At 60.3% G+C, this 12,910-nt stretch carries 14 protein-coding genes; 5 read left to right on the forward strand and 9 right to left on the reverse strand.

The annotated features are described in order from the left end of the window. Positions 1–898 (reverse strand): CHAP domain-containing protein (locus AC5RWT_RS28140; RefSeq protein ID WP_494083066.1); only part of this gene is annotated, 898 nt, incomplete at its 3' end. Between the two features lie 98 nt (positions 899–996). Between AC5RWT_RS28140 and AC5RWT_RS28145 the strand changes: the two genes are divergently transcribed. Beyond that, positions 997–1,323 carry a helix-turn-helix domain-containing protein gene (locus tag AC5RWT_RS28145; RefSeq protein ID WP_493941375.1) on the forward strand — a complete coding sequence of 109 codons (327 nt, stop codon included), beginning with the start codon at positions 997–999 and terminating at the stop codon, positions 1,321–1,323. A gap of 166 nt (positions 1,324–1,489) precedes the next feature. Here the strand turns inward: AC5RWT_RS28145 and AC5RWT_RS28150 are convergent, their stop codons facing one another. Genes AC5RWT_RS28150 through AC5RWT_RS28165 form a run of 4 tightly spaced genes read right to left on the reverse strand, consistent with a single transcriptional unit; the run spans position 1,490 to position 3,909 of the window. Continuing rightward, positions 1,490–1,921, reverse strand: a complete 432-nt coding sequence (locus tag AC5RWT_RS28150) for a hypothetical protein (protein WP_364651398.1) — start codon at positions 1,919–1,921, stop codon at positions 1,490–1,492. Next, a complete protein-coding gene (locus tag AC5RWT_RS28155; RefSeq protein ID WP_494083067.1) occupies positions 1,918–2,448 on the reverse strand; it encodes a hypothetical protein in 531 nt (176 codons plus the stop codon). The genes AC5RWT_RS28150 and AC5RWT_RS28155 overlap by 4 nt, the downstream gene beginning before the upstream one ends. A gap of 10 nt (positions 2,449–2,458) precedes the next feature. After that, on the reverse strand, positions 2,459–3,457 hold the full coding sequence (locus AC5RWT_RS28160; RefSeq protein ID WP_494083068.1) for a hypothetical protein: 999 nt from the start codon (positions 3,455–3,457) through the stop codon (positions 2,459–2,461). Continuing rightward, positions 3,454–3,909, reverse strand: a complete 456-nt coding sequence (locus tag AC5RWT_RS28165) for an ImmA/IrrE family metallo-endopeptidase (protein ID WP_494083069.1) — start codon at positions 3,907–3,909, stop codon at positions 3,454–3,456. The genes AC5RWT_RS28160 and AC5RWT_RS28165 overlap by 4 nt, the downstream gene beginning before the upstream one ends. A 527-nt stretch (positions 3,910–4,436) precedes the next feature. On the opposite strand from AC5RWT_RS28165, the gene AC5RWT_RS28170 reads away from it, so the two are divergent. The 3 genes from AC5RWT_RS28170 (at position 4,437) to AC5RWT_RS28180 (ending at position 8,388) form a co-directional block, all read left to right on the forward strand. After that, positions 4,437–4,595, forward strand: a complete 159-nt coding sequence (locus AC5RWT_RS28170; protein ID WP_364651386.1) for a hypothetical protein — start codon at positions 4,437–4,439, stop codon at positions 4,593–4,595. Positions 4,596–4,887: 292 nt separating this feature from the next. Continuing rightward, positions 4,888–6,642, forward strand: a complete 1,755-nt coding sequence (locus AC5RWT_RS28175; protein ID WP_494083070.1) for a MarR family transcriptional regulator — start codon at positions 4,888–4,890, stop codon at positions 6,640–6,642. An 810-nt stretch (positions 6,643–7,452) separates the two neighbouring features. After that, positions 7,453–8,388, forward strand: a complete 936-nt coding sequence (locus AC5RWT_RS28180; protein ID WP_494083071.1) for a ParA family protein — start codon at positions 7,453–7,455, stop codon at positions 8,386–8,388. A gap of 734 nt (positions 8,389–9,122) precedes the next feature. Here AC5RWT_RS28180 and AC5RWT_RS28185 read toward each other — a convergent pair. The 4 genes from AC5RWT_RS28185 to AC5RWT_RS28200 all read right to left on the reverse strand — a co-directional run bounded on the left by AC5RWT_RS28185 (position 9,123) and on the right by AC5RWT_RS28200 (position 11,083). After that, the gene (locus AC5RWT_RS28185) at positions 9,123–9,446 is read right to left on the reverse strand and encodes a hypothetical protein (RefSeq protein WP_494083072.1); all 324 of its coding nucleotides are present in this window, start codon (positions 9,444–9,446) and stop codon (positions 9,123–9,125) included. Then, on the reverse strand, positions 9,403–9,768 hold the full coding sequence (locus AC5RWT_RS28190) for a hypothetical protein (RefSeq protein WP_494083073.1): 366 nt from the start codon (positions 9,766–9,768) through the stop codon (positions 9,403–9,405). Before AC5RWT_RS28190 ends, AC5RWT_RS28185 begins: the two co-directional genes overlap by 44 nt. 304 nt (positions 9,769–10,072) lie before the next feature. Beyond that, the gene (locus AC5RWT_RS28195) at positions 10,073–10,714 is read right to left on the reverse strand and encodes a hypothetical protein (protein WP_494083074.1); all 642 of its coding nucleotides are present in this window, start codon (positions 10,712–10,714) and stop codon (positions 10,073–10,075) included. A 162-nt stretch (positions 10,715–10,876) separates the two neighbouring features. Continuing rightward, the gene (locus AC5RWT_RS28200) at positions 10,877–11,083 is read right to left on the reverse strand and encodes a hypothetical protein (RefSeq protein ID WP_494083075.1); all 207 of its coding nucleotides are present in this window, start codon (positions 11,081–11,083) and stop codon (positions 10,877–10,879) included. Between the two features lie 150 nt (positions 11,084–11,233). Between AC5RWT_RS28200 and AC5RWT_RS28205 the strand changes: the two genes are divergently transcribed. Beyond that, entirely contained in the window at positions 11,234–12,250 is a 1,017-nt protein-coding gene (locus AC5RWT_RS28205; protein WP_494083076.1) for an ATP-dependent DNA ligase, read from the forward strand. Positions 12,251–12,910 lie beyond the last annotated feature (660 nt).

Below are 12,910 nucleotides of genomic sequence, written 5' to 3' on the forward strand. Positions count from 1 at the left end.
CCCCGGCCCCCGGCGCGTACCAGACAACCGCCCCGACACGAGGAACGGAACCGGTGGGCCAGCCCTTGGCATCCCAGCCGGCCTTCCACGTCAGCGCAGAACCCAACTTCTGCCCGTCCGGGCGGAAGGTGCCATTGAGGAACTTGAACGGTGCGCTGGTCGAACCCATCTGTTGGTTCACGCGCCACAGCGCGAAGTCCACGCATTCCCGATGGAACATGCCCAGCGGCGACGCGGCGGCAGCTCCGGCTCCCGCCTGCATCCAGGTGGGAGAGTCCTTCCACGGGTAGTCATCCCCGGCACCGGAATTCCCAAGGATGGCGCAGTCGCTGCCTTCCAGTGAGAACTTCCCGTCCGAGAGTGCCTGGACGAGCTTGACGGCCTCGGGCCAGTACTTCTGGTAGTGGTACGGGTCGGCGTTGCGCTGGACCTTGTTTCCGGCAAGGGTCGGCTCCAACAGCTCCCAGCCCTCAACCTTCTGCAAGGCCTTGATGAAGTTCGTGGCGCTGATGGTTGGGTCCATGCGGTCTGCGTAGGAGCCCCACGCGCCGTTGTCGCGCTGTTGAAACAGGCCTCTGGAATCCGGGCCTGGGCCATCGCCATGGTCCAGGACCCTGAGACCTGACTCGCCCAAGGCAACCATCACGCTGATCATTTGCCCTTTGACCGGCAGGTTTAGCCTGTCGCCTTCGTTGATGATGGCCGCAGCATTTTCCAGCTGCTCCGCCGAGTACCCCTCAACCGCTGCATTGCCGTCGAAAGCGGCTGAAACGGCCGGTGCGCATACTGCCGAGGCTGGTTCCGACCCGGCAGGCTGCAGCGCTAAGGCGAAGATCAAACCTAGGGACAACACGGACACCGAAGCAACGGCGCCGGTAAGGAGACCTGGCGATTGCAAGGCTGATCCCCCTTCTGAGCAATGGAAAGGATAAGACAAGCATCATCTTTAAAGTGATGGTAGCATCACTTTGCGATGAGGTAGGCGAGAATTATGGAGTGCCGCGCATCTACAAGCCGATTTCCGGGCTTCCCCATGAGGTTGGAAATGCTTTGAGTGTTTTCAACGCGAACACCTTGAGGGCGGCGGTTATCCGCGACCTGGCTCAGCAACCGAGTGGTGACACCACCGGCAATGTCGCAAAACGAATCGGCGTTGATTACCGGCAGGTCTACACCCATATCAAGGCTCTTGAAGCCGAAGGGCTCGTCTCTGCTGACGGGGAGGTCGGTGAACGGATCGGACAGCGTGTCCGCTACACCATCGACCTCGCAAAGCTGCGCGAGCGTGGGCTCATATACATGAGGTATCTGTTGGGCGAATGAGGTGCCCTCTATGGTGCGATCATCGACGACTAGATGTGTGCAGGCATCCCGTTGCATCGGATTGACCCTATCACGCATGTGTCACACATGCGTGAACAGCACTGCTGTTGGTTAGGGAGTAGCGGTGCTACATGCGTCGGTGAAAGGGTACCTGCCGGACGTTGCCTTAGGTTTCCTCGTCCAAGATCTTGGTAATCGCCTTCAGTGCTTCGGGATCGACCGGTCCCAGGGCGCGGGCGGCGAAGTTCCGCACCTCCGCGCGCCTCATACTGCGGAGCAACTCCAGTTCAGCTTCCACTCGTTCAGGCAATTTACCGCCCTCCTGAAGGAGATACTCAGGATCCACGTCGAAGACAGAAGCTATCGCGCGCAGTGCTTCGTTCGGGACCACCTGCTCTTTGCCTGCCTTCAGCAGTGACCATCTGGTCCGGGAAAGATAGTAGCCGGCCTTCTGCGCCCCATCACGGATGGCCGGGTAGTCAAAAGGCTTACCGCTGTCAGACATGATCACGTCCAGCAGAAGATTGATCTTCCGTGCGAGCGTTTCTGCTCGGCGGATCCCAGCGGCCCGCTCCGGAGACAGGTCGAAATCGCTCAAGTGATCCAGCTCCAATTTATAGCTCCGACGAAACAGCCGAAGGTGGCTATCCCGATAAGGGCCCCGGCCAAGGCTTCACCCCAGGTGTGTTCCTTCAGAGCGGTTCGACTCACCATCATCATTGGCGATAGTACCAACAGCCAACCGAGGGGAGGGCCGAATACCGCCGTCCCCCATAGAGCAGCGAAGGATATAACTGACACGTGGGCCGAGGCGTTCAGCCAGCGTCGTGCCAAGGCCAACCCCGCATTTCCTGCTACGAGTCCTGCGACTGTTGCCGAAACCGGAGCCGGGACATTCAGCAAAGCACAAGCAATTACCCCAACAACAGTCAGTATTGTAACCACCCCTGTCCGCCATGTTGCAGGCAAACCCAGCTTCTCGGAGACCAGGGAGTATTTCTTGTAGGTGAATCCGGGGACGACGATGATGCCGACGGCAAGCGCAACCACACTCAAGAAACCGAGCCCGGCATTCACTCCAGCCAAGACGATAACGACTAGCAGGACAACTGCGGGTGCGAACACCTTCGAGAAACTAGCTGCCAATCTGGACTTGGGCGGCGCTAATCGGACCTGGGTGTGCAATTCTTGCCTCAATGGTGTCTACTAACTCGATTTCGTCGGCGGACAAAAGCCCTGGATTTTGAACCCGTATATCGTGAATGAAGATCACCCATCGGTATAGCTGGTTCCGAGTTGACCGCGGACGCAGACTAAGGGCCGCTCCTTCCCTAGCTCGTTGGCCCGCATCCGTTTCAACGAGCCGGCCCACAATGGGTCGAAGCCTCACAAGCGCACTTCGGATTCGCCTTCGTTCAGCCCACTGCAACCGGATGCGCTGGTACGCAGGAAGCGCGAAACCCACAGCGAAGCCAATCAAGGTAACCGCGACCAACGCCCGGTAGCCCACATAAACAATATTCGAGGCGTTACTTCCCACCCCAGACGCCGCCTGCCCCACCAGCAGCAGCTTGACCCCAACCGCCAGCACGCCGATAAGGCAAGACACAGCGGTGATATCGAACCCGACGCGGAAGGACGCCGTTTCGCCGGTCCTGTCCCGGCGAAGACATTCGATTCCGGTGTAACCGGAGATGATCCCGATCCAGACGAAGAACAAGCTCTGATACCAACCGATAGTTGGAATACCCGCGAAAGCGTCGGTGAAGTTAGTGGCTGACCCTGGCGTTTCTGAGGTGAGCAGCAGAGCAGCTTGAACAATCGAGAACGCGATTCCCGCCAGTACCAGTAAGCGCCAGCGGGTGTTTGAGGCTCCTGTCGCGGCTACGATCAGACGACTGAGCTCGGTCATGCCAAGCCCCAAAACAAGGTGGACCAACAAGTTCAGAATATTTCGATCGCCAAGTACAGGGTCAACGGCCAGGTACACCGGATCAATATTCAGTGTCGTGCCAATCGACACGGGGACCATCGCCGTGAGAATTCCAGGCTTCCAGCCGAACCTCAACCCAACGATCCGAGTAAGCACCACCGTCCAGAGGATGAGAGCAGGCAGTATCTGCAGCAGGCTCATCCAAAGACCTTTTCGAAGTCACTGATCGGGGCAGCCGGCGTGGCCAGCACTATTCGAGATAGCAGGTAGGCGACTTCCTCGGCGGCCTTTTCCATGTCGTTCCATTGCGGGGATCGGGCAAGCATGCGTTTGATGCCTTTCTTTTGCCCCACATGGCTGAAGACCGACGGCATGGAAGCGGCGAGCCCGTCGCACCCCTCGTGGTCGAGCAGGATATGGCCAAACTCATGGCAGATCACGTGCATTCGGTGCAGGTCCGAGTGATCTTCAGGAACCAGGATGTGGGACTTGACATCTGTTTCAAGCCAAAGTCCGGAAAGGCCAGGAATGGCGGACTCTGGCACTATCCGAACAGTAATAGGTTTGCCATGCACGGCTTCAACTGAGGCAAGCAGCTGGTCAAAAGATACCTGGCCCGCAAGTTGCAGCTGCTCAACAGTGGCCTGTGGCATTCGGCGTGGCAGGCCGACCTCTGCGAACCCATCCCTACTTCTGCGCACTACATCTCCACTACACGAACTTTCACACATGAGTCACGCATGTGTGAGTACACTCTTATAGGACGGTATCCCCGCTCGTGGAAGGCCTAGACATTCCCCGAGCAATCCAATGACCATGTTTAGCACAAGGAAGGAAACATGCCCGGAGTCAAGCATGATGCGGCACGATCGGCGCTGCCCGCCTCGCCAGCTACAACTACCCGCGAAACCCCGCCACTAGGTGCAGTTGCAGCAGCCAAAGCGCCCCGGCCAGCTCCGACCAAGCCCTGGCTCTATCAAGTGGACACCGTACTCGACGAGCGGAGTTCGTCAGCGGCAGCCCGAGCAGTGGTTTGAGGATCAACCAAGTGTTTCCCGACACGCCGAACAGCTTCACGTCAATCGGTTACAGTAACCGTTTGAATTGCCACATGGCTATCTCAGGAAACCGTCGCGGCGGGCGTCGTAGTAAAGGCGAACGCCACCTTATTGGAGCCCGAATGCCGGTACCCGACGCTGACAAGCTCCGCAGCGTCGCCGAGGCTGAAGGCAGTACGGTCAGCGATTACGTTGCCCGGGTCATGCACGAACACCTGATGTCCATCGATCTCGATTCACTGCACGGTCAGGAGGCTCTGCCTATCAGCCGGGCCAGTTAAACGAAGAAGGCCCGCACGAAGCGGGCCTTCTAAATGAAGTTATCCAAGCTCACTGTTGCGTCTCCGCCAAGATTCTTCAACAGCAAGCTTCATACAGAACCGGGTATTTTCATGCCCTCTTCCATATGGAATTGAGTCCATCATACACGCACGCGCATTTGCAACGAGTGATGCCCTGCCGACCACGCCGCCCGGCGCGTCGAAAACGGGCTCCCCATCGGCTTCCTCAGACCGGGACCTGGCCGCGGCAGAGTGGCGAGCCCTTGCACCGCTGATCGCCTCCGGCCCGTACATGCGACTGTCCAAGGACGGCGGCAAGACCTACAGAAACAGTGGCGAACGCGCCCTGTCCGAAGCCCTCCCCTCATTCCCGGCAGCGGTGCGGACCTGCGGCCGGGACGGAATGGTTCGTACCCTTTGCTTGGACTTGGACGTCAGCCGCGGCGGCCAGAACAAAGTCGACGACGACTACCGCAGGCTGCGTACCTGGTTCTCGGCCAACGACGTGCGCTGGATCGAAGACCAGTCCCCCAGCGGCGGACGCCACCTGTACATCCCTCTGGCTTTTGCCGTGGTGTTCACTGACGCCAAGGAATTCGTTCAGGCCCTGTCCAAGCGGTTTACCAGCATCGACCCCGGCCCGCACGAAAACGCTGCCACCGGAGCCATCCGGGTACCCGGAAGTGTCTGGAAAAAAGGCGGTTACCAGAGGCTCACGATGAGCCTGAACACTGCCTACGACGTCGCCAAGGCCCGGCGCAACAAGTGGCCGGCGTGGGAGCACCTGCGCCAGGACCTGCGCGATGAGTTGGACGCTGTCAGGCAGCGCCGGAGCCAGCCTTTGGAGCTGCTGGAACCTGCGGAAACCCTGCCCCGCCCCGGCGGACCGCGGGCACTGCCCCAAGCCAAGGAGTTTATTGCCCGCAGCGGCAATTACGACACCAGCCGGTACTCCAGCCCGTCGGAGGCCCGCCAAGGCGTGCTGGCGTCCGCGGTTGCGGCCGGCTGGTCCCTGACGGATGTTCAGCGTCTGATGCACCAAAACACCTGGGCTGGCATGGTCGCGTTCTACTCCCGGTACTCCCCCACCCACCGCAGCAAGGCCTTGCACCGGGACTGGCAAAAGGCCGTCACCTACGTCCAAAGCTTCACTAAAAAACATGAAGTCCGCAATGAAGGGAATAACAACCGGCATAAAAGCTACACAAGCCCGCCAAATACACACCCCCCTGTACTTACCCTGCTGCCGCAACCGAAGTCCCCCGCTGAATACCAATACCTGCTCACCTGGCGCAACGCGCTGGCCACCTACGAACGTTCCCTGATCGGTTCCAGGGCAGGGCTTGGAACGCGGATGCTGCTCCGGGCGATGGGCGAAGCAGCCAGCAAGGCCGGCAGCCGCTTCATTGAGTTCGGTGTGAGGTCACTTGCACTGGCCACGGGCACACACGAGACCACAGTTGCCAGGCAATTGCGTGAACTAGCCACTGGAGAGCATCGCCTGATTCGGCTCGCGAACGAAGCACGCGGCGTGCATGCGGACCTCTACGAACTCGTCATCCCAGACGAGTTCAGAGAAAGTGCCGAGCGTAAAGCCTGGAAGCCAGGGAAACTGCACGCACTCCGCCCCGTTTTCCGCGAGCTCGGTGTTGTCAGCGCCTTTGTCTACGAGACCATCGAGCAAAGCGATATCCCCCTCACTACAGCCGATATCGCGCGATCCAGCGGCCTCTCCCCCAGAGCCACCGCTCAAGCACTGGAAATCCTGGCCGCGTGGAAAATGATCCAACGCACTCACGAGGGCTGGAAATTCGTAGAAGCGACAAGTCTCCGGGCACTGGCTGAACGCTTCGGAGTCTTGGAGAGCATTGCAGCCCAGCTCAAGCGTTACCGCACTGAACGAGCAATTTGGCACCAATGGTTGGCGAAACGCATACTCTCCAAGGAGCCACTTTTGGCGCTGGCACCAGACGACTACCCATATTGGGACGACGGACCTCCAGAAGAACAATCACTAGTGGACGTGGTCTACAGGCGAGCGTCTTAACTCTGTAGTCCCAGAGTTGAGCTGGTGCACCGCGATGATTGGGCTTTGGCCTGCGGTATTGCTGGCGAGGAATCTTGGGCCGTCTGCCTGACTGCGGCGGCAGGGCCCCCATGACCTGTACTCAACGGCAGGCCTTGGGTGCAGATGGCGGTGCTACCGAGTGGAAAGAGTATGTAACTCTGTTAGTCCGTTAGTCTGTTGGATGTGCATGTGACCGAGGCTCGCTTTCGCTTCTTGCCCATCAACGCCGTTCGATTGACTCCCCCGATCCGTACAGGTTGGTTAATGTCGCGCCACGAGGAAATAGCGATAACTGACTGCAGCAGTCCAGTAAACGCCCGCCCAGGAGCCTGACCGCTCGTTCTATTTACTCAGCACCACTTGGGTAAGTCTTGGGGCTAACAGAGTAACGGTGTAACAGAGCTACAGACTTTGGGACTTGGGAAACTGCTTGTCTCTGTAACTCTGTAGTCAAACGGGGGCAGGACCCCAGCGGTCATGCGTCCGCTGATTGCGAGTACGGGACTAACAGAGTCTGAGACTCACGGAGTATCAGGAGGGCGGAATCGGTGCATTAGTCCAGTTCTTGGCCGAGGATCGCGGGTAAAACTGCTTCCCTCTGTAACTCTGTTAGTCAAATACTCAGCCCCAACTGCCCTTGTGGAGCGTCAAGTCCTTCGCAGGACATGAGGGGCGGTTGACTCTGGAACTAACAGAGTACTGGAGTCACGGACTTACAGAGTTACGGCGCGCCTCCCGGCTTTGTGATAGTTCGGGCGCGAAGATGGCCAAAGAAGGAAGGGAGCGCATATGACACAGGGACTGGAGCGAGTGGTTGCCGTCGTTAACGGCAAAGGAGGTGTAGGAAAGACAACGATCACCGCCAACATCGGTGGCATGCTTGCCGCAAGCGGCTACAGGGTTTTGTTGGTGGATATGGATCCCCAGGGCAATTTGGCTGAGGAACTGGGCTACACGGCGAGTGACGTCAATGATGACGGGCTGGGGCTTGCCCAGACACTGGCATTCGGTAGCGCACTCAAACCCGTCGTGGGCATCAGGGAGAATCTCGACGTGTTAGTCGGTGGCTCGCATCTAGATATGGCAGCAGCCGGTCTCACCATGAAGGCGCAAAAGGATCCGCAAGGCGCCAAGGCCGCATTGGCTGCAGCCCTTGCGCCAGCGGCACCTGACTACGACTTGATCTTCATCGACTGTCCGCCGGGCCAAGAGACGCTTCAGCAAGCGGCTTTAGCAGCGGCCCGCTGGGCATTGATCCCGGTGAAGACTGACGCTTCCTCGCGCAAGGGACTCAGAGATGTCGCGCGCCGGCTGGACGCAGTCGTGGAGATCAATCCGGACATTGACCTTCTGGGTGTCGTGCTGTTCGGCGTCAACCGCTCAGCTAAGCGAGTATCCGAGGCCGCTCGAGAAGCTGTGCTAAACGACCTGGGGGAGGGGGCGCCGATTTTCACTACGTCAATTAGACATGCAGAGGCGGCAGCGCAAGAGAGCCGTGAAAGAGGGCTGCTGGCTTTCGAACTCGAAGAAGCGGTTCTGTCTGCACCAAAGTGGTGGGAGTTGCGCCGTAACAACGTTCAGCACGACGGCCCCAGATCAAAAAGTGCTGTCGGCGTTGCCGAAGATTTCCAAGCTCTCGGAGAGGAGATCGTCGCCCGGATCACTGCCAATGAAGGTGTGGCAACTTCAGAAGGCCCAGTTGCGACAGGGGAGGCCACCCGTTGAGTGCACCTACGCGCCGGACTCTTAGCGGTCTGACACCAAAGGCAGCGGCACCCAAGAGCGAAGTAAGGCAACTCATTCGTTCTAACCGGACTGAGCCGGTAGCCCCAAAACCCGTGCCCGAAGAAGTCAAGTCGTTGCAATCTGCGACAGTTGCCGCCCAGTCCGTAATTAGTACAACACCAGACCCTGTGACTAACAGAGTTCCGAAGTATTTGAAATTTAAACGTCGTGAAGCTCGCGTGTACGCCGAACAAGCGGACGAACTAACCTTGTTGACTCGACGACTGAACACGGCCCGCCGCCTTCCCGACGGGACAACAACGGGCGAGCGAATTACAGACAACACTCTTCTTAGGCTGGCTATAGATCTCCTTCTCGCCAGAACCGATGACCTAAGAGGGACGACAGAGGAAGAGTTAGCTGCAAGCCTCGGACTGAAACCGCGCAAGCCCGGCGACGGCTAAGAAGGAAGTCCACAGCCAATTCGGACCTGCGGGAAGCGGCCCGCTCCTGGCCGCTTCCCGTACCTGTGTGCCTACCGGCTTGTCCAAAACGGATCATCTCACCGCAGTCGACGTTCACGCCCACACGCTGTCTTAGCCAGCTGGCGGAGTGGGTAATGCGCTTAGGAATCTGGCGTGCATCCCATAGGCAAGACCGAGTTTCCGGCTTGGAACCGCAGGCTTGGTGCCGGGAAAACAAGCGGAGGGCTGCTCTGTGCGGGTCTTTGGGTCTTAGGTCTCGTCGGAGAGGTGGACGAGATGCCAGCCTTCCCACCCCGGGTGTTTGCGGACCTCCAACGTCCGCAGAGGCGACGTCGAAGTGGCGCGCACCTGCAGGCGCCAGAATTCGACGCCGACAATGTTGCCCTGACCCTTCCCTGCCGGCAGGTTCGATTCCCACCAGTTCCAGCGGCTGAACCAGTGCACCGGCTCGGCCGCCACCGGCCAGAGCCGGCCCCGCCAGCGCACCGCCAACGGCACCCCCTGGGGTGTGAACCGGAGTTCGACCGGCTCATTGAGCGTTCTCTGGCCTGTGTGTTCCTGTACCGCTGTCATTGGCCTGCGCCGTCCTCTCTCCCAAAGCCGTGTTCCGTACCTGATCGTTCCGCCGCCGCACCGCCGACGCCCACACCCAGGTCACCCGGCGGACCCCTGCGTCCGTCCAGGTGACCTGTACCGCCCGGGACGTCCAGCCGAACGCCTCACCGGCGACCAGCTCGGCTGCACCCGGGAACCGGATCCACGCCCACACCGGCACACCCGGCACCACCCGGGTGACCTTGCAGTGCTCGAAATCCAGTTCCTCCGGTGTCAGCGACACCGGCTCGGCCCGCCTGGTGTAACGGGCCGCCAGCTTCGCCAGCACCTCCCGATCCATCCCTTAAAAATAGAACACATATTCGAATTAAGCGAAGCGCCCGAACCAAAGATTTCAGCGTCTTGCGTGCTGGCGCGGGCGGAAGACGGTCGCTGGGGCGAGGTCATCGAGATCAAGAACTATGAGACGCGCAGGCACCAGGGTTTACGCATCTTGCCGGCCGAGGGCGCGAACCACCCTAATCGACTATGGACAGGGCGCCCGCGACTTGCGCCTGCTCACCGATCTCCTGCGGGAACGAGTCGGATCACGTGATCTTGACCCCGGTCGCTGACTTCCTCCACGAGTTCTCAGTGACCAACCCTCACGCTCTCTTCCCGAGGCCGGGCAGGCCGGCAGCGTAAATCCCGTGAATCTTAGTGGTCCGGTATGCGTACTTTCCGAGCGACGCATAGCCGGACTTGTCTTTGAAGATCCAGTCCGGCGCGATGGTCCGGACAGTTTGGCGCATCAGGGACAACTGGCGCCTGGGCCCTTCGTTGTCCTTCAAATCTGCATCGACTGCTTCGACGAATTTTCTGGTCAGGTCCCAGAAAGCTTTTCCGACTGGCCGTGACAGCAGGATGAGGATCAGCGTCTGCCGGTAGTGTTCGATTCTTTCGCTGCGGTTTTCGGGGGCCGTAGCACCGGAGGTGATCATCTGGATCTGCTCACTGGAGGGCGGGGTGATGCGGCGGGAGTTTTCGTGCAGGAACTGCATGGTGTTCCACAGGCGGTCGAGCGGCAGTTCGAGGTCCCTCCGGTCGACATCATCCATCACCGCCTGGGACAGGAGCATCTTGGTTTCGCTCAGCTGCTGCAGCTCGGCCTCGACCCGCCTCGCCGGCACGGCCTGGTGCTCCCTGATTTGGACAAGGATGCCGCGACCCGATGCCTGGTGAGCCTCCACGCGATTGTAGATGCGCTCCCAGATCGCATGAGATGCCTCCCAGTCGCTCTCAGACACGGTCTTCCCCTTCGTCGGCCGGCCTTGCTCGTTCCCCACATGCTATGCGGGAACCGTGGCGCTGAGCCGCAGATGCACTGCGCACGTCGCGTCAGGGCGTACCTCGCGGCTCGGTCGAGGTCGCTAGGCGTGCGTTGTGGAGCCCTTCGCTTCCAACATGTCCTACTTGCTTTGGTCAGTATCTTCGGCCTTGCGCTGGCGTTCTTCATAAGCTTTGAGCCCATACCCTGCCGCAAGGTAGGTGACGATCACCATCGGAATTCCGATTACGAGAAATGTCCTCAGATTGCCAGTAAGAATCGCAAGGACTGTGGCAATTACATACAGGGCCACCAGACCGGCTCTGACCTGTGTTTTCGTCATCATCACACCCCAAGTTTCATCTCCGAGTTCTCATACTGTCTCGGATAGCTGATGACTAGTGAGGGCTGAGCCGAGCTACCCAGCGACAGGCACGATAATCCGGGAGCAGGCTGTCCCGCCCAGTGAGTCCAAGGCGTTCCTTGTATCGTGGGCTGCATGGATGCCGGGCTGCCGGTGGGTCTGAGTCTGCCGGTGAAGGTGGCGTTGGCCCGAGCGGTGGAAAAGCTGCCGGGTCCCGGTGCGCTGCCCGGGGGAGCCTGGTACGAGCCGAAATGGGACGGGTATCGTGCGGTCATCAGCCGCGACGGGGAGGAGACTTCCATCTGGTCCCGGCAGGGCAAGGACCTTTCCCGGTACTTCCCGGACCTGATCAACGCGGCAGCCGAGTTGCTGCCTCCCGGCTGCCTGCTTGATGGCGAAGTCGTGATCTGGTCCGAGGACCGGCTGGACTTCACTGCGTTGCAACAGCGGCTCGTCACCTCGGCGAAGGCTCTCCCCACGTTGGTGCGTAAGGTGCCGGCCCACTTCGTCGCCTTCGACCTGCTCGCTATCGCAGGACACGATCTCCGGGGCGAGGTGTTCCGGGTCCGACGGCGGCTGCTCGAAGAGCTCGCGAAAGACTGGGCCGGCGGCCTCGAACTGTGCCCCGGAACCAGTGACCCGGAAACAGCCGCGACATGGTTCGAGGAACTGCCCGCTCTGGGCGTGGAAGGGCTCATGATCAAAGATGCAGGCCAACCGTATGAGGGCGGCCAGCGGCAGTGGCAGAAAATCAAGAGCCGCCACTCAGCAGACGTTGTCTGCGCAGCGGTGATCGGTCCAATCGCCAGGCCGCAGTCGATCGTCGTCGGGCTGTCCGTCGACGGAAAGCTGCGCATCGTCGGACGCTCGGCGCCGTTGAAGGCCGCCGCCGCGAAACTCCTGGGATCGCAGCTTCAGGCAGCGGGCCCGGAACATCCCTGGCCGCACCGGGTGAAATCCACGGTGCTGGACCGGTTCAACGCGGACGCCGGCGAAACCGAGCTGACCCTGGTGGAACCGCTCGTCGTCGAAGTCTCGGCCGACACCGCGATGTCCGGTACATCCTTCCGGCACGCCGTACGCTTCATGAGGGCCCGACCGGAGCTGGATCCGGCATCGGTGACCCATCCCGCGGAAGAAAGAATGCCGTAGATAACCGCTTCGAGGACCCGGGTTATACCCAGTGGGGACAGCTTTGAGCTGTGCGGAGGGCTCCACCTGCCCGCCAATGGGCATAACCCGGGCCAGCCCTGGGTCTTCGCTGCGCTACGCCCTGATGGGCGTCCGCTGGCGCGGCCGGCTGTTGGGTCCAGTGCCGGCTCCGCAGAGCTCCGCCGTCCCTGAACCTGGTGTGTCTACGACGTTTTTTGGCTGCTGTCCTTCGGATCGTACGTGCCCGCTCCACCCCGTCCAGCCCCTCCTTCGTCGGGGCCCGCAGGCCAGGAATTTCCTTCCGGCGCTCGTGCCTCGCTTATTTCCTCCAGGAATTTCCCACCCTTTGCCCTTCGGGTAGACGGGCCTCCGTCGGGCACAGCTCCGCAAGCTCCGCCAGCAGCCAAAAAACAACGGGGGGAGCGGGGAAGCTGGCCGGTCACCTTTGGTCGCCCCACCCACCACATTCCTCTGCAAAAGGAGTAACACTATGAACGCCATCACCACCGAGACGGTAACCACCGCCGACACCGGCGAGGTCATCACCGACGCCCCGGTCCTGCGCGACTACCACGCCGACGGCGGGTACGAGTGGATGGACCTCATCGCCGAACACGGCTGGACCGTGATTCCCAGCTGGGGGAGCGAGGGCTGGGACCT

Source organism: Arthrobacter sp. Dra40 (assembly GCF_059091905.1).